This window comes from Paenibacillus sp. FSL L8-0663, assembly GCF_038008125.1.
GTDB classification, from domain to species: Bacteria; Bacillota; Bacilli; order Paenibacillales; family Paenibacillaceae; genus Paenibacillus; species Paenibacillus polymyxa_D.
This window is the reverse complement of sequence record NZ_JBBOYM010000001.1, coordinates 5,096,236-5,120,675: the sequence shown is the minus strand read 5'-3', so window position 1 is coordinate 5,120,675 and position 24,440 is coordinate 5,096,236. Positions and strand designations below refer to the sequence as shown.

20 protein-coding genes are annotated in these 24,440 nt (G+C 41.6%); all 20 read left to right on the top strand.

Annotation, left to right across the window (positions count from 1 at the left end; genetic code table 11):
* Positions 1-94 precede the first annotated feature (94 nt).
* Entirely contained in the window at positions 95-2,812 is a 2,718-nt protein-coding gene (locus tag MKY75_RS22650) for a stalk domain-containing protein (protein WP_340886604.1), read from the top strand.
* A gap of 47 nt (positions 2,813-2,859) precedes the next feature.
* Positions 2,860-4,020, top strand: a complete 1,161-nt coding sequence (locus MKY75_RS22645; protein ID WP_013312293.1) for a sensor histidine kinase — start codon at positions 2,860-2,862, stop codon at positions 4,018-4,020.
* 4 nt (positions 4,021-4,024) lie between these two features.
* Positions 4,025-4,747, top strand: coding sequence for a response regulator transcription factor (locus MKY75_RS22640; RefSeq protein ID WP_340886602.1), 723 nt, complete (start codon positions 4,025-4,027; stop codon positions 4,745-4,747).
* Positions 4,748-4,916: 169 nt separating this feature from the next.
* Positions 4,917-5,357, top strand: a complete 441-nt coding sequence (locus MKY75_RS22635) for a hypothetical protein (RefSeq protein ID WP_039271515.1) — start codon at positions 4,917-4,919, stop codon at positions 5,355-5,357.
* Between the two features lie 200 nt (positions 5,358-5,557).
* Entirely contained in the window at positions 5,558-7,675 is a 2,118-nt protein-coding gene (locus tag MKY75_RS22630; RefSeq protein WP_340886599.1) for a DEAD/DEAH box helicase, read from the top strand.
* 347 nt (positions 7,676-8,022) lie between these two features.
* A complete protein-coding gene (locus MKY75_RS22625; RefSeq protein ID WP_039271511.1) occupies positions 8,023-8,589 on the top strand; it encodes a ComF family protein in 567 nt (188 codons plus the stop codon).
* Between the two features lie 384 nt (positions 8,590-8,973).
* Positions 8,974-9,441, top strand: a complete 468-nt coding sequence (locus tag MKY75_RS22620) for a LysM peptidoglycan-binding domain-containing protein (protein ID WP_039271509.1) — start codon at positions 8,974-8,976, stop codon at positions 9,439-9,441.
* 743 nt (positions 9,442-10,184) lie between these two features.
* Entirely contained in the window at positions 10,185-10,595 is a 411-nt protein-coding gene (locus MKY75_RS22615; RefSeq protein WP_340886597.1) for a TIGR03826 family flagellar region protein, read from the top strand.
* A 196-nt stretch (positions 10,596-10,791) separates the two neighbouring features.
* A complete protein-coding gene (flgM, locus tag MKY75_RS22610; protein ID WP_029514589.1) occupies positions 10,792-11,067 on the top strand; it encodes a flagellar biosynthesis anti-sigma factor FlgM in 276 nt (91 codons plus the stop codon).
* A gap of 10 nt (positions 11,068-11,077) precedes the next feature.
* Complete coding sequence (locus tag MKY75_RS22605; protein WP_340886595.1) at positions 11,078-11,578, top strand: flagellar protein FlgN; 501 nt, start codon at positions 11,078-11,080, stop codon at positions 11,576-11,578.
* 18 nt (positions 11,579-11,596) lie between these two features.
* Positions 11,597-13,165, top strand: coding sequence for a flagellar hook-associated protein FlgK (gene flgK / locus MKY75_RS22600; protein ID WP_029514587.1), 1,569 nt, complete (start codon positions 11,597-11,599; stop codon positions 13,163-13,165).
* A 62-nt stretch (positions 13,166-13,227) separates the two neighbouring features.
* The gene (gene flgL, locus MKY75_RS22595; RefSeq protein ID WP_029514586.1) at positions 13,228-14,148 is read left to right on the top strand and encodes a flagellar hook-associated protein FlgL; all 921 of its coding nucleotides are present in this window, start codon (positions 13,228-13,230) and stop codon (positions 14,146-14,148) included.
* Positions 14,149-14,165: 17 nt separating this feature from the next.
* Positions 14,166-14,735: a DUF6470 family protein gene (locus tag MKY75_RS22590; RefSeq protein WP_029514585.1), complete on the top strand. Its 570-nt coding sequence runs from the start codon at positions 14,166-14,168 to the stop codon at positions 14,733-14,735.
* Positions 14,736-14,828: 93 nt separating this feature from the next.
* A complete protein-coding gene (gene fliW / locus MKY75_RS22585; RefSeq protein WP_029514584.1) occupies positions 14,829-15,281 on the top strand; it encodes a flagellar assembly protein FliW in 453 nt (150 codons plus the stop codon).
* 2 nt (positions 15,282-15,283) lie between these two features.
* Positions 15,284-15,523, top strand: coding sequence for a carbon storage regulator CsrA (csrA, locus tag MKY75_RS22580; RefSeq protein ID WP_029514583.1), 240 nt, complete (start codon positions 15,284-15,286; stop codon positions 15,521-15,523).
* Positions 15,524-15,674: 151 nt separating this feature from the next.
* A complete protein-coding gene (locus MKY75_RS22575) occupies positions 15,675-16,490 on the top strand; it encodes a flagellin N-terminal helical domain-containing protein (protein ID WP_235306493.1) in 816 nt (271 codons plus the stop codon).
* A gap of 894 nt (positions 16,491-17,384) precedes the next feature.
* Positions 17,385-18,938, top strand: coding sequence for a lipopolysaccharide biosynthesis protein RfbH (gene rfbH, locus MKY75_RS22570; RefSeq protein WP_340886593.1), 1,554 nt, complete (start codon positions 17,385-17,387; stop codon positions 18,936-18,938).
* A gap of 1,269 nt (positions 18,939-20,207) precedes the next feature.
* Positions 20,208-22,097: a glycosyltransferase gene (locus tag MKY75_RS22565; RefSeq protein ID WP_340886591.1), complete on the top strand. Its 1,890-nt coding sequence runs from the start codon at positions 20,208-20,210 to the stop codon at positions 22,095-22,097.
* A 27-nt stretch (positions 22,098-22,124) separates the two neighbouring features.
* Complete coding sequence (locus MKY75_RS22560) at positions 22,125-23,237, top strand: glycosyltransferase (protein ID WP_340886589.1); 1,113 nt, start codon at positions 22,125-22,127, stop codon at positions 23,235-23,237.
* A gap of 13 nt (positions 23,238-23,250) precedes the next feature.
* Positions 23,251-24,432: a class I SAM-dependent methyltransferase gene (locus MKY75_RS22555; RefSeq protein ID WP_340886587.1), complete on the top strand. Its 1,182-nt coding sequence runs from the start codon at positions 23,251-23,253 to the stop codon at positions 24,430-24,432.
* Positions 24,433-24,440: the final 8 nt, after the last annotated feature.

Here is a 24,440-nt window from a genome sequence, read left to right as displayed (position 1 = left end):
TCTATTAACATAAGAGGATTTTTTTGTTTATTGATAGAGTACATGCGCGGAACAAAACCGTTTAAATACATTGAAGATGGGAGCTATTATCCAAATGTTTTTAAGTAATAAGAAACAGAGTGAAGTGAAAGTTAATGGCAGAGGAATCGCTAAAAGATGGGCCGTGTTAACACTGGCAGGGGTATTATGGGTCGGTCCAGTTGCTGGAACTGGGGCTCTAATCCCCTTGAATGGCTGGATGTCTGCTCCAATCGCAAGTGCAGCCTCTGGTTCAACTGTAAAATTGGGAGAAGAGATCATTACTTCGGGTGCAACATTATTGAAATATCGTTTTAAAGGGTCCAAAGGAACAGCACTGGCTGATATCATTCGAGTAGACTTGCAAAATCCGTACGTTAAGCTGGATGTCATGACGGGGAAGAATGGACAGTTTACGACCCGGCAGAGCACAGGCGGCATGGCAAAAGAGACTGGAGCGGTTGCTGGTGTAAACGGGGATTATTTTAATACCTCAAGCGAGGGAGCTCCGATCGGTGGACAAGTATCCAAGGGTGTGTTGATGTCTACTCCATCTGATTTAACGGGCATGTATGCCTTTGCTGTAACCAGAGATGGTTCTGCGATGGTGGAGCAGTTTACTTTTGAAGGAACAGTAAAAGCTGGAGACGGGTCGTCTTTCTCTTTGGCGGGGATGAACAAGGCTTCGTATTCGCCTGAGACGAGTGGGGGCAGTTATAGTCACTCTAATGCTATGTATATTTATACATCTGCTTGGAAAGCAATTGAGCGGCCCAAAAACAGTTCGACAACGCCTACCGAGGTATTGGTACAAAATGGTGTGGTTACGCAAGTCTCCGACAATGCTACATTGAATATGACCGTTCCGCAGGATGGCTATATTTTACGTACTCACGGTAAAGCGGCTGATTATGCCAAAGCGCATCTGACCGTGGGACAGACCGTAGAAACGAGCTATCGCCTTCGTGTTAAATCGACAGGGAGTGAAGTAGATCCTTCCAACCTTCAGATGATGATTGGTGGACATACCATATTAGTAAATGACGGTCAGAAAACCTCCTTTTCCCGGAGCACAACAAGCATAGGCGGGACGCGTGCGCGTACAGCTTTAGGATATTCCCGTGACAAGCGTTACGCTTATGTCATTGCCGTTGAGAAGAATGGGAACAGCGTTGGTGTATCCCTGAGCGAGCTGCAAACGCTGATGAAAGATATTGGCGTCTGGAAGGGTATGAACCTCGATGGGGGCGGTTCTACGACCATGGTGACTCGTGATTTGGGAGATACGACAGCGGGACTTACGTTCAATACGGAATATGGTACAGAGCAACGTAGTATCGTAAATGGAGTGGGGGTATATACCAATGCTCCTAAAGGAACGCTCAAAGGTTTCACCATCAAGGGCAATAAAACGCTGCTGATTGGTCAGACCGGAAGCTATTCCTTCAAAGGCTATGACAACTACTACAATCCCTTCGATACCTCAAAAGTACAAGTGACGTGGAAGTCCAGCAACCCGGCTGTTGTGTCAGTGAGCGGCGGCGTTGTGAAGGGAGCCAAACCGGGAACGGCTACTTTAACCGCATCCAGTGGCTCAGCCAGCGCTACAACTAAGGTCACCGTGCTTGGAGCAGATGAAATTTCATCACTCACCGCAGGAAGTGGAACTGGCTCGCTTACCGCTGGAGCTAAAATCGCTGTACCGGTAACGGCAAAGACAAAAGATGGACAGAGTGTCAGCATTACGTCAGATGCGCTCAAATGGGAGTTCATTGGCTTTAAGGGAAGCGTTAAGGACAATCAACTTACAGTAAATACGGTGGATGCAGGCGTGAAAACGGGCTATGCCATCGGTCGCTATGATGGTTTCAGCGCTGTCGTCTTCTTGTCTGCTGGCGGAGCAAGTACGAACAATTGGGAGAACTTCGAAAATGTTTCGTATCCGATTGATTTTACTTCGAATGTGGAAGGTGTTACCGGCACAGTGGCTGTTGTACAAGGAGATGGCGACCATGCCAATTCCAAAGTGCTGGAACTGAACTACGATATGACAAATGGCAGTGGTAAAATGTATGCTTACGCCCAATTGAACGGCACGTCCGGGAAAACGCTTGAACAGGCGGCTACTTCCATCTCAATTGATGTCAGAGGGGATAAGAGTCTGAACTGGCTGCGTGCGGAGCTAGAGGATGCCCAAGGCAAAACAGCATATATTGATCTCGCTAAAGTGATCGACTGGAACGGTTGGAAAACCATTAATGCAGATATGAGCGGTTTGAATATTTCGTATCCAGCGAAGCTGAAACGTCTTTATGTGGTCAATGTGGCGGAAGGTCAGGACGAGCGTGCTAAAACAGGCAATGTTGCTTTTGATAATATTTCTTTTAATACACCGGGAACGGTCGGCACAGAAGGACTTAAAAAGGGAACAGCTCAAATGACGATCGGACAAAAATCAATGACAGTAAACGGAACACCTACAACAATTGATGCAGCTCCGATGACTCGCGATGGTTCAACGTATGTTCCGATTAAGTATGTGCTGGACGCATTTGGCGGACAAGCCAAATGGAATGCGGGCGATCAACGGATCACCGTTATGCGCGGTGGTGTGCTGATGGATTTGATCGTAGGGAAAAAAGAAGTTGTTCTGAACGGGAAGCGTCAAAGTACTGATGTTGCACCCGTTGTGCTAGGGGGTAGGACTTTAGTCCCGTTGAGACTCGTGTCTGAGCAGTTAGGAATGACTGTAAAATGGGAACAAGAAACGAAGACCATCACCCTTCAATCATGATATGGTATGATATATACTTGAAATGCTAGGATTGGAGTAGAACATTTGTGGACTTTCAAGCCGATATCATAGACCGAGTCATTAAAAATGCCATCCAGGTGATGGAGAACAGCAAATATCAGATGTTCGAAATATTGGACACGGCCCGGACCGAGCTGGTCACGTTAAATCAGGAGCTCCAGAGCGTCTTGAAGGAAACAGCAGAAACGATCGAAAAGGTGGACCAGCTGGAAATGAACTATCGGCGGTCCCGCATTCGGTTGACTGAGGTCAGCCGTGACTTCGTTCGCTATTCGGAAGAGGATATCAAGCAGGCTTATGAGAAGGCAACACAGCTTCAACTCGATGTGATGATTTTCCGCGAGAAGGAAATGTATCTCAAAGCCAGAAGAGATGATCTTCAAAAGCGGGCCAAAAGTGTTGAGGCTTCTGTCGAGCGCGCCGAAACCATCGGTTCGCAGATGGGAGTCGTGCTGGAATATTTGTCGGGCGAATTGGGACAAGTGACGCGGATCATCGAATCGGCTAAAAACCGGCAGTTTATTGGTCTGAAAATTATTTTGGCTCAGGAAGAGGAGCGCAAACGCATATCTCGTGAAATTCACGATGGACCTGCGCAGCTCCTTGCGCATCTAGTGCTTAGGACGGAAATTGTAGAAAGAATGATCGCCAAGCAGGAATTTAAGATGGTTCAGGACGAAATAGTAGACTTGAAGAAACAGGTTCGCTCCAGTCTTGAGGAAATGCGAAAGGTCATTTTCAATTTGCGTCCTATGGCCCTGGATGACCTGGGACTTATTCCGACGCTCCGGAAATATGTGCAGGATTTTGAAGAAAAAACGAAGATTAGATCGCTTTTTGAAACAAGGGGCAAGGAACACCGTCTCTCTTCCGCGATGGAAGCAGCCATTTACCGTCTGATCCAGGAAGCTTTGACCAATGCTGCCAAGCATGCTTATCCTACCTATGTGCTTGTTGAGATTACCTATCAGGCGCAGCTTGTAAAAATCGTGGTGCAGGATAATGGTTTGGGCTTTAAGCCAGAGCTTTTTCAGCAAAAAAGCAAAGATCATGGGCATTTTGGTCTGATTGGTATGCGGGAAAGGGTTGAACTGCTCGAGGGGAGAATGGAGATCGAATCAGCTGAGAATCAAGGCACCAAGATAGTGATTCATATCCCAACCAACGTGGAAAAGGGAAAGGAGTAACAACATGGAAAATCAGGAAATTAGCAATACACCCATCAAAGTTCTCTTAGCGGACGATCATCAGTTGTTCCGTGAAGGACTTAAACGTATTTTGAATATGGAGGACGACATTGAGGTCATCGGAGAATGTGGCGATGGTATTCAAGTGTTGGAATTCTGTAACGTAGAGAAACCGGATATTGTTCTGATGGACATTAATATGCCAATCGAAAATGGTGTAGAGGCAACCGAAAAACTGCGTGAGATGTTCCCAGATGTCAAAGTGATCATTTTATCCATTCATGATGATGAAAGCTATGTATTTGAGACGTTGCGCAAGGGAGCCAATGGTTATCTGTTAAAGGATATGGAGGCCGAGTCCCTCATTAATGCTATTCGTTCGGTTCATGAAGGCTATGCGTTTATCCATCCGAAGGTAACAGGTAAGCTCATTCAGCAACTCCGCCGGATGACCTACTTGAATGAAACAGGGGCTATGGCTGAAGGTCATACGAAGGAAGCCGGCGTGAAGTTTGTCGCAGGTGAGAATAATCCATTGACCCGTCGTGAAGCTGAAGTATTGCGTCTGATGGCTGAAGGTAAGAGCAACAAGATGATCGGTGAATATTTATTCATTAGTGAGAAAACGGTCAAAAACCATGTCAGCAGCATTCTGCAAAAAATGGAGGTTGATGACCGTACACAAGCGGTTATTAACTCAATCAAATATGGATGGGTTACGCTGTAAAGTGTAGTTTTTTCAGGCATTAGACGATGCAGCTGCTAATAGATATGAATGCTGTACCGCCTTTCACTCCGGGCGATATGTCCGCTCATACAGAAACCCAGTACATAACCGTGACACCTCTTCCTGTTATACGGCATATATTGTCGCTATAGGAGGAGGTGGAACCCTCGTGACGGCTCACTTGGTTTGGATATTGCTTATATACGGTGTGGGGGCCGCTGTCGTGCATCTTATGTATATACGACAGGCGGTTCAGGCTTATCATAATGGCGAAGATTCATGCGCGATATCTTCAGGTCATCGCGCGATTCGCTATATTGTGATTACGTCCAATGACGGAGATCGTGTGGAATGGGTGATGCGTTCGTTGAACATACTTGCCTGGCTGCACCGGAGGCCGCTACATGTGACGGTACTGGATGATGAATCTATGGACGATACGCTACCGATTCTGACACGGCTAGTGCGCTATAGTCATATGGATGTTTCAGTCATTTCAAGTCGTTTTTCACCGGGGAACCCGGTTTTACCGAAGTCAGGCGGTGAAAAGCAGGTTGTTATTGATCTTAGAACAGTCAAGTCGTTGGCGGACGCTCCGCTTGTTCCTTAGCAACAGGGGATTGTGGACATCGTGGTCAAAATCGGATATAAATGTTTATAAACAGTTGCATAGGCAAGACAACAGGGATATCGTTGAGATCTACTTGATGTGAAGCACACTTCAGGCTATTAGCCACAGAAGTGTGCTTTTTTGCTGTTCTCTGGGGTGATAAGAACCCAAAAAGTAATGAATGGGGGGAGAAGGGGAAGGTGAAAATTGCAGTATATGCAGTGAGGTATAAGGGGAATTGGAATCTCCGATTATCTGTGGATATTCGAGTAGATATGACATGGTGGATGAATCCAGATGAGGGGCAGGGGAATGTTGTCGAAAGGTGGGTGTTATTAGGAGATGAGCTCCCCTTGTCCTGGGGAACAAAGCTGTGTGAAACATTTAAGGAATTAGTAGGTATGGAGCGATGGGGGAAACGGCAGTGGTGGGCTTATATTATCGCACAGCTAAAAAGTGAACTGGCTCTTGAACCTTTTGACGGAGAACGAATTTTATCTGGAAGAGTAGAGAATATATGCATTTGGGATCATGTACAAGGTTGGACTTCTCGCACAGAAAGTGGGGATGAGAGACGAGAAACAAAGGGAGTTTTACGTTCTATTCAAAAAAGGGACCTCGTCACGGGAATGGATGGATTGGAGAGGGAGTGTTTAACACGACAAGCGAATGAACTGGCTAATTTGTTGTCAGGACGCCAGTTACTCGTTCCAGAAGTCGAAGCGCTACTGGCAGAGGCAGCGCCAGGTTTGGAGCGTACTTGGCGATCCGCTGCACAACTTGCATATCTGCAAGGCCGACTCAGCTTTGCTACTGGCCTCGATCCAGCACCTCGCACGCGCTGGTCTGCCGCGCGTACGCATGAACTCCGCTGCAACCGTTGTGGCAGCGGGATAGTGCACCGCACGAGCTGCGCATCGTGCGGCCGTAAGGCGTGCGCCTACTGCGAGACATGTCTCGCACTTGGACGCAGCCGTGAATGCTCGCTGCTGCTGCGCGGTGCAGCGAAACCCGCGCTGCCGTGCACAGCAGGCATAGCCCCGGCGACGGAACTCGACCGCTGGGGGCTAAGCCCAGCGCAGCGTGCCGCCGCCGAAGCGGCGCTGCGCTTTTTAGCCGCACCGCACGGCGAAGTGCGGGGACATTTTCGCCCGGAAGGCCGTGGGCTCCGGGCGTTGTTCCGGCGCGGCATGGTTGCGCGCCGGGGATCAGAAGCTGCCTCTTCGCAGAGCAGCAACCTTGCCCGTAGCAGGCAGCCTTCGCCGAAACCTGGCGAAGGTGCGAGGCACAACGCTGCTGATCAGCAGGTGCCTGGTACTAAGGTAGAGCGTTTTTTGCTCTGGGCCGTAACGGGCGCAGGCAAGACGGAAATGATGTTTCCGCTCTTGCAATATGTGCTAGACCACGGAGGAACGGCACTTGTGGCAACACCACGCCGCGACGTGGTACTGGAGTTAGCCCCTCGTTTGGCCATTGCTTTTCCCGATGTGAGCATGGTGACGCTCTATGGGGGAAGCGCAGAACGCTGGCAAAGGGGACAGCTGACACTGGCAACGACACATCAGCTATTGCGTTATCGTCAAGCTTTTGATTTGGTTGTGATTGATGAGATTGACGCGTTTCCTTATCACAATGATCCTATGCTTGCCTTTGCTGCACGAGCAGTATGTAAGCCGAAGGGGAAGTTTATCTATTTGTCTGCTACACCACCGCAATCCTTGCAGAAAGAGGCTGCACGAGGTCTGCTGCCACACGCCAAGGTTCCCGTTCGTTTTCATCGTCATCCTCTACCTGTCCCATTTCGTTTGGGGGCTGATTCAGTGCAACAATGGCTGCAAAAAGGTCGGCTTCCCGCATCCTTTATTCAACGCCTACGCGTATCCATACAACGTGGGGCACAGGTTTTCCTGTTTGTGACACGAATCTCACATATTCAGGGACTTGTGAAGCTGCTGATTAAACATTTGCCTTATGTACCTATTGCGGGCACCTCCTCACAGGATGAAGAAAGAACCGCTAAAGTACGCTTATTTCGAGCTACTGAAATACGTGTTCTGGTTACAACGACTATTTTGGAGCGAGGGGTAACTGTTCCACGGAGTGATGTGTACGTATTAGACGCGGACAGTAGTCTTTTTGATGAAGCCTCTCTTGTCCAAATGGCTGGTCGCGCGGGCAGGTCCAAGGATGACCCATGTGGAGTTGTTATTTTTACATCCCCCCAATGGACACGAGGTCAAAAAAGAGCAATTAGACAGATTAAACGTATGAATGAACTGGCTCGGAAAAGAGGATACCTGAAGGAGGCGAAGCACTAAATGCATTAAATAAAAAAAGTTTTTTTGGAAATGTGAAACCTGAAACAATGTCGGTACGTAAGCTACCAAGAAAGGTGCATTCTGATATGGAAATGATTCCAACAACCCGTCTATTTTTGAATTGGTTATTCCATCGCCAGTCCCAAACATGTATGGCTTGCGGCACTCTCACAGGGCGTTTTTCCGAATTCCCCGGGATTTGTACTTCTTGTTCACTTCAAATTCCTTGGGTTTACGATATTCGTTGTGTTTATTGTGGACGTCCGACGTCTTGCCCGGATTGCGTAAGGCTTGACCGATTAGTACGTTACTATGTGTGCAATCGGAGTGCAACCAGCTATACACCGATGATGAGAGAATGGATTGGGCAGTTCAAATATCGCGGGAATGAAAAGTATGGTTCCCTGCTGGGTGAGATCATGAATCGAGCCTATCAGGCGATGAGGTATGAGTTTGCAGGTCTTAAACATTCTCGTTTCAAGCGATCTTTGTGGAGTGTGGATGTAGTGACCTGTGTTCCGGTAAGTGAGAAGAGGCTGACAGAGCGAGGTTTCAATCAGGCTCGGATCTTGGCAGAAGAGATTGCTAAGCGGAATAAGCTCCCCTTCCTATCTTTACTTGCTCGTCCACAAGATACAGGCAAACAAAGCTTTAAATCAAAAAAGGAACGCATGAACACAATGAATAATGCGTTTTCTGTTCACCCCAATATGACAAATTTACTGAAGTCTTTTATTTTAAAAGCTAAATCTCAATGTGTTACGGAAAATAAGCTTTCCGTTACCGTTTTGCTTGTTGATGATATTTATACAACGGGGAGCACATTGCAGGCGTGTGCACGTGTTTTGAGAGAAAAGGCATTAGAGCAAGGAATACATTTGACTATTTTTTGCCTGACCTTAGCAAGATCATAAGTCTAAATATCTGGTATTCCCCATGAAATTTCGCTTGAAACTATGAAAAAAAGGTTATAATTCTCTTGAAAGAAGGGTTAAATGATAGAGCAAGAAGTCTTTTAAGCCGTACAATCAGCAGGATTTGACAACAAGCTAGAGAGAGGTATATAATAAAAAATATAGAGACAAACAAAAAGTAAGGAAGTGAGGGATGAAAACAGAATATTTCAATTTAGAGGTTGATTTTTTTGGAAAAGAGGAGTACAATTTCTATCTGTTGATAGCTAACATGATTGGTAATAAGTGATTAGCTAATGACTAAAGAGCGGACATTGGGAGTGTCTCGCTCAGTAGTAAAGCAGTTAATTAAAATTTAAAGTTAAAAAGAGGAGAGAACAAATCATGAAAAACGTTATGAAAAAAGTAGCAGTATCTAGCATGTTGGCAGTAAGTTTGGGTGCAGTATCTTTGTTGAGTCCACTTGCAACAGGTCAAGTAATGGCGAAATCCGGCTCCGATTACGAAAAACAACAATTGGAAGACCAAATCATGAGAGAGCAGCAAGAAGCAGCACAAAAAGCATTTGAAGCTAAGTATTTTAAAACTGAAACTACTGAAAATGCAGCAACTGTAACACCGGCTCAACCAGCTACTGAGAACAACAATCAAGCAACAACCACAAAACCAGTAACGACTACAAATGAAGCACCAGCAACTGTAAATACAATCAAAGTAAATGTTCAAGAGGGCGAAACACTGGCTTCTATTGCTGAGAAATACGGTGTAACTGTTGAGGAATTGGTTAAAATTAACAACCTGGTTAAAGTAGGTCAAGAACTGCAGGTACCGCAAACAAAAACAAATAAATAATTATTATTATAAATGTATAATGAAGTATGGTTTTTAAACCAAGCGTTTGACTATAGTATACGGGAAGGCCACTATTAAAACAATGCTTTTTTGAATAATTATTTGTGAAATAGCTTGTTTTTTTGGGTTGCAAATTTCCACTGGTGCATCTAGCTTGGTTTCAGATAGGTTATAAGTTGAGATGATGTTAGGTCCATGAGATTTATGAATACCCACACTCCATGTGCGGAGCATTCGTATGGCGCCGTTCCCCCGGATTTACAGGACTTTCTTATTGTCATTCGGGGCACAGGTGAACATGAATTCTTCTGAGGATTGTTTCGCCCGGTTTTTCCCTCATCTTGATAATTAATTTCTACATTTACTCATATTCATATAGCTATTTTAATTGTATAATGAAGCGCTATTCCCGAAAACAACTGGAATGGCGCTTATTTTATTTTCTATCTAAAGTAGGGAGCAATGTTTGACGATAAATAGACACATGCAATAGGCTGAACATTAGCTTCCATGAGCTTCTTTATTTTATGTCATTGCATATTGATGCATATAGATGTTAATAAAATTTCACTGATGGATCTTTCTCTCTTATACTCTTATTATGATAACTTATAAGATGTGCGATTGTGTAAAATCTGAAAATCCCTTTTTGAAATATTTGCTAGACGAGGCTCTCCATTATAAGGTAATGTAAGGATAAAAGTATTTTAAAGATCGGAAATTGGAAAGGGGCGCTACAGAGGATGAATTTGGATAACTGTCCTCGATGTGGAAAGCTGTTTATTATGAACGTCAGGGGAATCTGCCAGAACTGTATTAAAGAAATTGAGATTGAATACGAACGCTGTGTCAGACATATACGTGAGAATAAGGGCATTCATATGCATGAGCTTTCGGAGGCTACTGAGGTATCCGTAAAGCAAATCACGACATTTATACGCGAGGGACGTATTTCCATTGCTAATGCGCCCAATATGACGTATCCTTGCGAGGTATGTGGGATACCGATTCGTGCAGGACATATGTGCGATTCTTGTCGAACACGTCTGACTAAAGACCTGCATCAGGCTGTGCGCGAAAGTAGTAATCAGGATCAAAGTAATAATATGGGCTCAGGTACCTACAGCGCGATTGATAAACTTCGTGGAAAGTAGTACAGGGGAATTAAAAACGCATTCAGCTATTCAAAAAGTTTCAAATACCGCCGATAATCTTTATAGAGCTTATCGGTTTTTTTATTTTTAGCAACCATGCACAAAATAAAGAAGTGAGGCATAATACGAACCATGTTCGACGCTATGTCGTCTGATACATTCTGACCATATCAAATAACTAAGGAAGGTGGAAGTTATGAAAATTAACGAGACCAACCGCATCGGAGCTATTAATCCATACCAACGAAATATTGAAACAGGACGTCAAGAGGAGCTTAAGAAGTCTCGCCGCAAGGACGAGGTCTCGATTTCTCCGGAAGCGATGGAAATGCTGAACCGCAGCAGTGATGCAGATCGTGTTAAGAAAATTCAGGAGCTTAAGCAACAAGTAGCTTCGGGAACCTATCGTGTAGATGCCGATAAAATTGCAGATAAGCTGTTACCTTACTTCAAGCAGTCTTCCGAAAGCTAGGTGAAGGAATATGCCTTTAGAGCGTTTGATTGATGTGCTGGAGCAGCTAGATCAAAAGCATCTTATCTTATTAGAATTAGCTAAAAGTAAGAAAAAAATTGTTATGGAAAATGATATGGATAGCCTGGTTCAGCATTTGAATCAGGAATCCAGACTCCTTAAACAGGTGGAACAGCTAGAGGAAGCTCGTATGGAGTTTTCGTTTGAGCTTCTTCGTGAACGTGGTATTAAGTCTCAGCTTAACTTGACTATAACCGAGCTGGCACGCCTTGTTTTTGATCCTGAAGATAAGAACAAATTCCTCAGTGTCCAGAGCCGCTTATCCCACACTCTCTCAGAATTAAAGAAAATTAATGCAATCAATCAAAAGCTCATCGAGCAATCGTTGGTGTTTATTGATTACTCGTTAGATCTACTTGTAGGTCGTCCTAATCAGGAGATGACTTATATGCATCCAGATCAGAAAAGTAATCAACCTGCACGACCTGGATTGTTCGACACTAAGGCTTGATCCGAGGAGGAAAATAGAGTGCCATCCACATTTCATTCCATAGAAACAGCTAAAAGAAGCCTTTTTACACAAACGGCAGCTTTAAATACAACAGGACACAATATAGCTAATGCCAACACAGAAGGCTATACACGGCAAACGGTTAAGATGAGAGCTTCTATACCTATGGAGGCATATGGTATTAACCGTTCTAATGTGCCTGGTCAGTTGGGAACAGGTGTTGAATTTGATGCTATTGAACGCATTCGTGAGAAGTTCTTGGACAGTCAGTACCGCGGAGAAAATACTGAGCTGGGTAGTTGGACAATTAGAAGTAACACACTTGATAAGCTACAACAGATTATGAATGAGCCGTCTGATACAGGGATTCGCAAGGTTTTGGATAACTTTTATAAATCTTGGTCTGATTTAAGTAAAGACCCAGAAAGTGTAACCGCACGAACTATTGTTAAAGAAAATGCGCTTGCGTTGACTGATGCAATGAATCATATGAGTAAACAGTTAAGCAATCTATCTGCGGATTTAACCTCAAATGTGGAGGCTAAGTCTAGCGAGCTACAAAGTTATGTGAACTCCATAGCGGACCTGAATCAATCAATTACTAAAATTGAAGGCTTGGGAGATAACGCTAATGATCTACGTGACCAGCGTGATTTGATCGTCGATAAAATTTCGAAGATCGTTAATGTAACGGTAACTGATACTGATCAAGGCTACAACGTTAATATGGGTGGTCAAGCATTAGTAACTGGGTTTGCACCGACTACTGGTATTAACGGCGCTTTTTTACAAGCTGCTTTTGCTTCCAATGATTTGCAAGGAGGCGAAATACATGGAATGATCATTTCCAGAGATCAATTTGTAGCAGATTATACTGCACAAATGGATAACCTTGCTAATACATTGGCCAACGGTGATATTTCTGTAACGCTACCTAAAGGCTCAGTATTGCCAGAAGGCACTGTACTGAACGGAGTGACTTATACAGGGACCAATCGCACACTTCAATCGGATTTAACAGTTACGGTTAAAGGTCTTAATGGTTTGCATCAATTGGGTTATACCCAAGAGGATAAAGATGCTAACGGTAATATGGTTGCAGGTAAACCTTTCTTTGTAGCTTCAAATAATGGCGGGGCGATAACGGCAGGCAACATCACGTTAAATACTGCTATAGTAGATAATCCTAACGCCATTGCAGCATCCCTTCGTGTAACAGGCACTGCTCCTACTGAGGAATTGGTTAAAGGCAATAATACATTGGCGTCCCTCATGTCCAATTTGAAATTAAACAATTTCACTTCTGTTTCTACAGGGAACAAGGCTACTATTGATAGCTTTTTCAGTTCTATGGTTGGTCAGTTGGGTATAGAGGCTCAAGAGGCGACAAGACAGACACAAAACTCGACAGCCCTCGTATCTCAGGTTGAAACTATGCGCCAGTCTGTGAGTGGTGTTTCACTGGATGAAGAAATGTCCAATATGATCAAGTTTCAGCATGCCTACAGCGCCGCTGCTCGGTTTATGACCACATTCGATCAATTATTGGATAAATTAATTAACTCCACAGGTGTAGTGGGAAGATAAGGATGATTAAATATCTTGTGTTTTTATATACAGGTGGTATTTAGTTACGGAGGGGTGTAATTATGCGAGTTACTAACAATATGCTGAGCTCACAGCTTCTGCTGAATTTGAATCGAAATTCTGAGCGTATGAATAATACGCAAAACCAGATGGCGACTGGACGTAAACTGAACAAGCCCTCTGATGATCCTGTAGGGATTACGTATTCCTTAAGGTACAGGTCTGAATTGTCTTCAAATGAACAATACCAACGGAATGTGGACAGCGCAGTGTCTTGGCTTGATTTTAATGATACGGTCATGGATCAGGCAGGCCAAATTATGCAAAGAGTACGTGAACTTACAGTACAGGCCTCTACGGGAACTAATCCACAATCTGCGCTGGACAGCATCAATAAAGAAATTGGCCAGCTTAAGGAACAAATGATTGATGTTGTGAACAGCCAATTGAATGGGAAATATATATTCAACGGTCAAACCTACGACAAGAAGCCTTATGACCTCCCTTTGAATGCTGATAATACGCATGATACGTCTGGCGCAGCATCCATTGCTACGGATACAGGAAATGTTAATTTTATAGTGGGTGAAAATGTAGCTTTGCCCATTAACGTTACTGGTAATGAAGTCGTAGGAACAAGCACGGATGCCGATAATTTATTTACAATTTTTAATCAGCTATCTGCAGCTTTGGCAAGTGGTGATATTAAAGCGAGTGGGGATCAACTGGCCAATATTGATACGCGTATGGACAAAATGCTGAAAGTCCGGTCGGAAATGGGAGCTAAATCCAACCGTGTGGAGTTAATGCAAAGCCGATTGAGCGATCTGGAAGTAAACTTAACGGACTTGCAGTCTAAAACGGAGGATGCGGATTACGCTGAGCTTTTAATGAATTCCAAGATCCAAGAGAATATTTACAATGCTTCTTTGTCAGCTGGAGCTAAAATAATATCCGCATCATTGGTTGATTTCTTGAGATAGTCTAAGGAGGGGGAGAGATGTCCATCATTCCGACACTTCAGATCCGGCAAACTCCGGCTATCCTGCATATTGACGCAGACCCTGGGCAGTATTCGATTCGACAGCCCTCGGCAGATATGGAATTAACGACACGCCGTGCTCAACTGGAAATTCATCAGTATAAGCCACAGCTGACCATAGATCAAAGTGCAGCCTTCTCTGCCTATAACGGTGGCAATTACCTTGAGATGAATAATCGAATCTATTCAGGGGTGCCACAGATATTTTTACAAGCTCTTGCACATAAAGTGGAGCAAGGTAATCGGATGGCGGATATTCACATTCCTGGGAATACTATAGCCAATGTTTTTGGAGAGGATACTGAAACGCATGTGCTTCCTGAATTTAGGGGTCCAGCATCTATGGATAATGTTGATATTCATGTTGAAACGCGTGCACCTGATATTGCCTTTACACCTGCTGTATCGGAAATGCATGTGACCGTTAATCGTCCAGAAATTGAGTATACTCGGGGGAAACTGGAGATTTATATGCAGCAGTATCCATCAGTGGCCTATATTCCACCTGAAATTGATGTCGCGATGTAAAATAAGTTAAGGTTATAGAGGTTATTCAAGCCATCTATAGCCTTTTTTTTATAATAAAATGTATATATCTGATTAAATATTGGAGGAATATTAGTGATTATATCCACATCTATTTGGGGTGACATTGAAGTTAATGAAAAAGAAGTATATCGTTTTGAAAAAGGAATTCCGGGATTTGAGGAGACGACCGAGTTTGTGTTGCTTGATCAGGATGAGGCACCCTTTTACTATCTCCAGTCCCTTCAGCAGAAAGAACTATCTTTTGTCTTAGTGGATCCTTTTATTTTTTATCCTGAATATGAGTTTGAATTACCTGATAGTGAAACGGAAGAATTGGAGATTGAATCTAATTTAGTCGTACGCAGCATATTAACATTACATGAGCAGGTAGAAAGCTCAACGATCAATCTATTGGCACCTTTGGTATTCAATCCTGATAATAGGAAAGCCAAGCAGGTTGTTTTGCACCAGTCTCCGTATTCGACCAAGCATTCACTGCAACCCACTAAGGAAGACGAAACCATCCGTTCAAAGGAAGGTGAATAATCATGCTGGTACTTTCGCGTAAGAAAGGCGAGTCTATTATCATTCAGGATCACATTGAGGTGACGGTGCTCGGAGTAGAGGGAGATACAGTGCGTATAGGGATTTCGGCTCCCAAACAGATGGACATCTTTCGCAAAGAAATCTATTTATCCATTCAAGAGTCCAATCGTGAATCTGCTGCCCATACGCAGTCAAATTTGGATGCTTTGCGCAAGATGATAAATAAAAATAACGAAAAATAAAAAAAAACCTAAAATGCTATTAAAAGATCGACGAGAATGTCGATATATATAGTACAAGCTATTACGGAGGGGCGGCCGACTTCAACGAATAGCTGTAACAACAATAAACCACATGGATGTGGGACATTTACCTTCAGGGAGGAAATTTAAAATGATTATCAATCACAATATCGCTGCAATGAACACGCACCGTCAATTGAACGCGAACACTACTAACACAAACAAAGCAATCGAAAAGCTGTCTTCTGGTCTTCGTATCAACCGTGCTGGTGACGATGCTGCTGGTTTGGCAATTTCCGAAAAAATGCGTGGTCAAATCCGCGGTTTGGATATGGCTTCCAAAAATGCTCAAGATGGCATTTCTTTGATCCAAACAGCTGAAGGCGCGCTGAACGAAACACACAGCATTCTGCAACGTGTTCGTGAACTGGCTGTACAATCTGCGAATGATACAAATACTGATGCTGACCGTCAGGAACTTCAAAAAGAAGTAGCAGAATTGACAACAGAAGTAACACGTATCTCCACAGATACTGAGTTCAATACTAAAAAATTGTTGGACGGCGCTGGTGTCAGCGGTGCAGTTTTCCACATTGGTGCTAACATCGACCAAAATATTAAATTGTCTATTGGGAACATGAGTGCTGCATCATTGGGTATTTCCGCTGTTTCTATCTCCACTCAAACAGGCGCTAACGCAGCTATTTCAACTCTGGATGCTGCTATTAAATCGGTATCTTCCGAGCGTGCTAAATTGGGTGCAAACCAAAACCGTTTGGAGCACACAATCAACAACCTGGGAACTACTTCCGAGAACCTGTCTGCTGCTGAATCCCGTGTTCGTGACGTAGACATGGCTAAAGAAATGATGAACCAAACGAAAAACAATATTCTTGCTCAAGCTTCCCAAGCTATGTTGGCACAAGCAAACCAACAACCGCAAGCCGTTCTTCAATTGCTTCGTTAATCGTTTTTTTAATGGAACTGCTGAGATTATTCTCAGCAGTTTTTTTTATGCGCCCAGTATGGATCTATCTATAGGATTAAAGCCTCGAATGGCGAAGGCAGCAGTAGTCATTAGCTTTAAGAAGTCATATCCACCGTAAGGTGGGATTGGAAGGAAGACAACAGGAAATCTCCGACCTGAGGAATACGAACTTCATACAAGGCTAGCGTTTATTTATTAAACCAAAAAAAATCTACTGCCAAAGATGTACGTAAGTAAAAGAATCAGAGTATGTTTTACACAAGTAAGGTTGCTCCTTTTAGGTTGTCCTGTTAACCGAGTGAAGAACAAGTGGGAAGTGTGTGATGATAAAGTCCATGCTTAGGAGAGATCGGCGAGCTTGCGACCTCATGTATGACATGATACATCGAGGAATCGACTAGGATAATTAGGGTGTGAGGCAGTGCTTAAGAAGATAGTTGCGAATTTTAGCTTAATTCGGTACCATGTTGGAATGAAATATGTTAGTGCCTTCTAGTTTTGTTGTGGAGACTAATTATCCTATATTAAGGAAGTTAATAGTGTAAATGAAGATCCAAACGTTCAGTGTGGAGGCAAGCTCTCATTAATTATACAATTGAATCCTTGAACCGAATTTTTTGTGGTAAGTAAGAGCCTGATAATCATTGAAACACTCGACTTACCATAGGCTCGCTCGTTCGACATGGTAAGGATACCAGGAGGGGAGTGAAGAGGTGGTTATGACCAGGGTCTTGGAGTTTATGGGTAGCGTTGTAGGAATCGGAGTTTATTAGCACAATTAATCTCATTATTTTTTTAAAACTTTAATTAACTTTTTGGGAAACAAGGATTGGATTTTTTTAAATATGAATGAATTTTAAGGGGTGTAAAAATTTGAATATCGGAAGCATAATTGACAGCAAGTGTGACGGTCTGAAGGCGTTAATAAATGAGGTTAGAGATAATGAGGTTGGCGTATATATCCTCTCAGACGTATATCCGGAAAATTATTCTGATAAATACCATCTTGAAATCCCAGTTGGCACTAAGTCCTTGTATCTTGATATACGTTTGAGGACTATTATCAAGAAGGATGAGCTAGAACTTATTACCACTATATCGTCTGTGTTGCTTGAGAAAGTTTTACGCTTGGATATTCTTTCTAAAGTAGAAGGGTATTATGAATTATTCCATCTTGATAAAAATAAAGAATTTAATTTGGAATCTTCTACGGTATCATATGGTGGGCGTGTGTATGACGAAAAGGAAATGAGGAGTTTGGTGGACTCTTCCTTGGACTTTTGGCTAACCGCTGGCCGTTATAATAAACAATTCGAAAAAGAATATGCAGAGTTTTTAGGTGTAAGATACGCCCTCCTTACTAACTCCGGATCTTCGGCTAACCTCCTAGCGTTTTCTACGTTGACGTCCCCAAAACTGAAAGATCGTCAGATCAATCCGGGAGATGAAGTAATTACGGTAGCTGCAGGGTTCCCAACGACTGTTACTCCAATCGTTCAGAACGGTGCTGTCCCTGTTTTTATTGATGTTGAATTAGGTACATATAACATCATTGTCGATCGTATTGAAGAAGCTATCACGTCGAAGACAAAAGCTATTATGATTGCACACACAATGGGAAATCCATTTGAATTAGACAGAGTTATGGAGATCGCTGAAAAATATAATTTGTGGGTGATTGAAGATAACTGTGATGCTCTAGGTTCTACATTTAATGGGAAACTCACAGGTACGCACGGGCATATCGGTACATCAAGCTTTTACCCTCCCCATCACATGACTATGGGTGAAGGTGGAGCAGTCTATACTAATAATGCTCTGCTAAAGTCAATTATTGAGTCATTCAGAGACTGGGGAAGAGATTGCTGGTGCCCATCAGGTTGTGATAATACTTGCAATAAGCGTTTTGGTTGGGAATTAGGCTCGTTACCATATGGATACGACCATAAATACACCTACTCTCACATTGGTTATAATCTACGTGTTACTGAGATGCAAGCAGCTATCGGAGTGGAGCAACTTAAAAAGGTCCCCACTTTTACTCAAGTACGTAAAGATAACTTTAAGCGGCTATATGAAGGTTTGAAGGATTTGGAAGACTACTTCATTCTTCCAAGAGCAACTGAAAACTCTGATCCTAGTTGGTTCGGTTTCATTCTGACTGTGCAGGACGGCGTAAAATTTACGAAAAATGAGATTGTTTCTTATTTGGAAGCAAGTCGCATCCAAACGCGCATGTTATTTGCTGGGAATCTAACTCGTCAACCTGCATTCAACAATGTTAATTATCGAATTAGCGGTGACCTTAAAAACACCGATAAAATCATGCGTGATACTTTTTTGGTCGGAGTATACCCGGGATTAACCGAGGAGAAAATTGAATATGTAGTGAGTAAGATCAGATCCTTTGTATTAAATAGAAAATAAATTTAGAGGATATATATTGAAGATGGTTATTCTTGCAGGAAGATACTGAACATGAATTAGCGAACGTTCCCCTCTTAGACTGAAACAACGTTTGAAATCATACGATGGATAAGGAGAACTCTAGGAAAGAGAATCGTTCTCAGTGTGGCCCCTATGGCTTTTTGGATCAGAGTGATAGCCGTTTAACAAACTGAGTAGGAATTCATTCTTCCTCGGGTTCCCGCAGATCGCGGGAACCTTGTTTTATTTTTACAGTTGAGCCACTTAGTTGAGAAGTGGAAAGCCTAATCCCCAACACGTACGGTCTATATGGAATTCTTCACTACTAAAGAGACAAATTTGTGTGATATTGCGATTACCGAAGCGAGAGTTCATTGACCAAGCCGTAAAAAATATGCTCGCTTTACCTTACTACAAAGGGTTAGATATCTATTACTCGGCTTGGAGATCTGTAGCTCTAAAACGTAATTGAGAGAATGATGGAATTTGCATGTAGGTTATCATACTATCTATCTTCCTTTCCTATATTCAAAAGGGGTGAGTGACCCAGTTACCATGCAGGAGTTTCTCGCTAGTAGCCCGGCACAGTCAAGTCTGGGCGAGATTTGGCAAAAAAGGACTCTATGCTTACTTCGAGATCAATGTTCCGACCTAGTAACAATTTATCGGGAACTTAAATTGTTACTCGGGTAATTAAATGTTATTGAACGTGTCTCTATCTAATATGTAAAATTTGAAATTTTCATTACTTTATAGACTGCTTCCCTTCCGCTATTTCCAAACTCCCTCCATCTGGCTTCCTTTCTCAATTTGTAAACGACCTTTTCTGTTACGCCAATGTCTCTAGCAATTAACACACTGATTCATTTTTCGATGACATCATACATATTATCATGAATTTTATGATTGAGTTCTGTACTAAGTAGCTATTGCCCGTTCCATCTCATTCTATCTACTGATCTATCGTAAGGTGCAATAGCTATTGTGGCAAAGAGGAAAGGTAAAGGGATTCTACTGCCCAAGATGAGATATATTTGCCCGTCAATATGAATTGAAAACACTATTGTAATCTGCATGTCGATGAGTACGAACATTGGAAAGTACAGCAGGGTGGAAACCTCATGTATGTGTTGATGAGTAGGGTTAGCCCATAGCTCTAAATATTTACATCTTGACCCACAATTTCATAAGTCCAGTCTAACTTATGATTATCAACTGACCGATATATATCCTAACTGATTCGTAAATGCGAAATGAGAGGAATACACGATGAAAACAATTGCTTTATGTATGATTGTAAAAAACGAGCAAGAGTATCTTAGAAGATGTCTTGATAGTGTAAAGGGCAAAGTAGATCAGATTGTAATTGTAGATACAGGTTCAACAGATGAAACTGTTAATATCGCTAAAGAATATACTAATGATATACATCATATGGATTGGAATAACAATTTTGCTGCTGCCAGAAACGAATCCATTAAATATGCCACTACAGATTATATTTTAGTGCTAGACGCAGACGAGTACTTAGAAGAATCCGCTGATTTACAAAAAGAAATCGCATCAGGAGCAGATTACTATTTCACAAAAATACACAATATTATGTCGTCTGAACGTGCTCTAAACCATTTGGCAATCCGGATTTTTTCAAAAAATAAAGACCTGTATTATCAAAACCGTCTTCATGAACATTTGAACATTATGGACGAAGAACATAAATTGATAAGTGGACAAGCCGGTCTTGTTATTATGCATACTGGCTACACAGATGAAATGATGGAGGGAAGGGAAAAAGCCAAAAGAAATCTCCCTCTTATGTTGAAGGAAGTTGAAGAAAATCCGACGGTGTATAACCTGTTTAATATGGGAAGAACTTATATGTGGGTCGGTAAACATGAAAAAGCAATAGCCTTTCTGAAGAGAGCTTACCCAATGAGTAAGAACTTAACGATCGCTTCAGATTTGATTATAACTTTATGTCGAAGCTTAGGGGAAATGAAAAGGTATAATGAGGCTCTACAAATTTTGCAAGAAGCTGTAGTGGTTCATCCTAAAGAAGTAGACTTGCTTCATCTACAAGCTCTTTACTTTATGGAAGCAGGATACTATAGAGATGCAATAACTACGATGACAAAATGTCTTGATATTGGTGATCAAGGGATCACCGTTACAGAAGGCCATGGGAGTTATATAGCACACTTTAGATTAGCAGAATGGTATGAACTGCGAAATGATTTGACGAAGAGTTATGAACATATTTTAGAAGCTTTTAAGCTGAAAAATGACTTTGCGCCGATTATGGGGAAATATTTTAAAATCATAGAGAAAGCAAATGTTCCATTAGAAGAAGTATTCGTAAGTACAAACCAGTTGTATCCGATATCAAATAGTGGTCAGCTGGAAAAAATGTTAGAAGTGATGTATCAGTTGAGACATCCCCTCTTGCAAAGATATCTGACAGAGTATAACGTGACTGTTCAAGATAATGTAATGGCAACTGCGCGGCAATATGCTAGAGATTATGAGGGAGCGCAGGCCTTGTGGTTGGAAATAGCGGCGGATGTTGATGAGCAGAACGGAGAGGATATTTTATTATTGTCCATTATCCTCAAGGATGAAACTCTATTTAGAAGGGCCAAACCATTATTTAATCTGAGTCAAAAGGAACAAAAAAAATTATACAAAATTTTGATGAATGAAGTTTCTGAAGATACAAAATTAACATCACATCTCGAGAATATATTAGAGAGAGCAGTGATACATCTAATTCGATTACAGGAATTTGAAACCTTTGAAATAATACTGGATTATTTGTGGCAAGGTAGTGTTGATGTAAAAGTTAAGGTTTGTGAGCATCTTGTTGCCTATGGTTTCAACGAGATAGCTATCGATCTATTAGTTAAACTGTTTGAACAATATCCAAGAAATATAAAGATTATTGAAATGTTGGGTGATGCTTGCCTTAGGTCGAATTATATACAAGATGCACAGCTCTTTTATACAAAACTACTTGAAGTTTGTGATGATTATGTGGCTTATGAGAGAGCTTACGAGCTATATGAAAGAGTGGATGATCAAATTGCAAAGAATTCTGTCCTAACTCAAATAAATCGTAAGTTCCCATTCTGTTCATGGTCTAAACAGAATTTTAATAGATAATATAATGCTAAAAATAAGGAGTTTATTATGGAAAATTTTACAACAGAAACTAAACCTCGTCTGGTAGCTCTGTGGCCAGAATGTTTAAATGTTCATCTGACTAAAGATCTCGGAATGATACCGTTTATTCTTCATAAGTATCATAATTATGATTCTGCAATAGCATGTTATGGCATTGAGGATTTCCCTTATATAGAGGCAGAAGTGAAGGGCTTAAAAATTGATTTGGTTGAAAATAGAGGTGACATCTTAACTGATGGTAATGATTATCTTGCAAAAAAGGCAAAAGAGATTGATATATTATTCTTAATAGGTATATATCCATTTACGCTGAGTTGGATAGTGAATTATAAAACCCTTAATCCGGAAGGTAAAATTTATTTAAAGCTGGATGCAAATATCTACTGGATGAATCGTATTGACTTAACGGATAATCTATTTGAAATACTTAAAAAGTGCGATGTAATCAGCGTTGAGAACAAGAGATTATATCATTATTTGAATAAAAAGTGGCCCTTAAAGATAGAGTATATTCCAAATGGATTTTATAATTTTTGCTCAAGTCCTAATGTGAATTTCGAAGAGAAAGAAAATGTGATTTTAACAGTTGCAAGAATTGGAAATCATCTAAAAGCCAATGAAATTTTATTAGAAGGATTCAAATTAGTTGCTGAAAAAATTCCAGATTGGAGACTTAAACTGGTAGGGAATGTTGAAGACCATTTCATTCAATATATTCATCAGTTTTTCACTGAAAATCCGGAGCTTAGAGACAGGGTTGAATTCGTCAGTTCAATAGAAAACAAGAGGGTTTTAGAAAACGAATATCGGCGAGCTAAAATTTTTTGTTTAACCTCAAGAATGGAAGGATTCCCGTTAGTTTTCACGGAAGCAGCTAAAGGGGGATGTTTTATTGTTTCAACCGAACTTGACTCGGCTTTTGATATTACCAATGACAGCACATTTGGGGAGCTTTTTCCTATAGATGATTCTCATAGACTGTCTGAAATATTATTAGAGGTTTGTAATGACAACGTGAGACTAGAACAGACGACTTATGAAATTCAAAACTTTGCAGAGACTAATTTCAGTTGGACTAATATATGTAATAAGCTTGATCTTTTATTACATTTAAATTAACGGGGGAACTCCAGTGATCGAAATAACATTTCAAAATGATGAAGTGAAGTTAATAAATACACAAAATAATGTTTCGGTAACTGTTTTACATTTCGGTGGGATTCATAATAACCATACAACGATAAGTTCTCCAAAGCTGCTACAGGAATACATTCATATGTTGGAAAACTATTCAACTATCCAAAAGTACACTTACGGCGAAACTACCATGATTGATATCGTGGCACTTACAAGTCTTATATACAACGAATTAATGGCTGGAAAACATACTGAGATCAGGGCTCTAGAGGTAGGAAGTTGGTTCGGATGTTCAAGTTATTTCTTTGCAAATAGTCTCAAAACATTCTCAGATAGTAATATCTTATTCTGTATGGATACGTGGCAGGGCAGTCCGGATACAGCAAGCCATAATATTGCAAATTATGAAAATGCATTCGAACATTTTAAGAGTGTAATGAGATATACCGGTGTTTACGATAATATAAAGCCTATTGTGTGCGATTCAACGGTGGGCATGGACATTCTACAGGATGATTATTTTGATATTATTTTTGTGGACGCTAACCATACGTATGACTATGTTTATCAGGATATAATCAAAGGAATAAGAAAAATTAAAGTCGGCGGACTATTAATGGGGCATGATTGTGAGTGTTATGCAGATGAACTTCCTCCTCATCTTTTGCATGGTGACAACAAGCATTTAGACGGTATAGAGGGTTATCATACAGGAGTAATTAAAGCCTTGGATGATATTTTTGGCAGATCCTATAGTCGGTTCAATCAAAGTCTTGTCTGGTATAAGAGAATAACTCAAGAAGACAAGGATATGTTGTTAAAAATGACTTCTGAGTTTGACTATGATCGAGAAGGTATTGTACAGCTGGTTGAAACTATGAAGGAAGCTATCCAATTTATATATAATAACATTTCAGAGGGAAAATCAGAAACACTTCAAACACTTATCTATGATACAGTGCAGGCAGCAAATCAACTGGAGAAAGAAATAATCCCGCTTTGCGAGAAATGTAATAACAAAGACTTAAAAATTAATACTAATGTGTTAAAAAGTTGCCTTCTGGATTTTCGAATTGCGTATGATAAGGATTTCCCACAAGCACTTTCTGTGCTGGAATCAAGAGTTATCGAAAGTTTCAATGTCTGGGTAGAATGTTTCACTGAAAGTGGAATATAACCATTTTC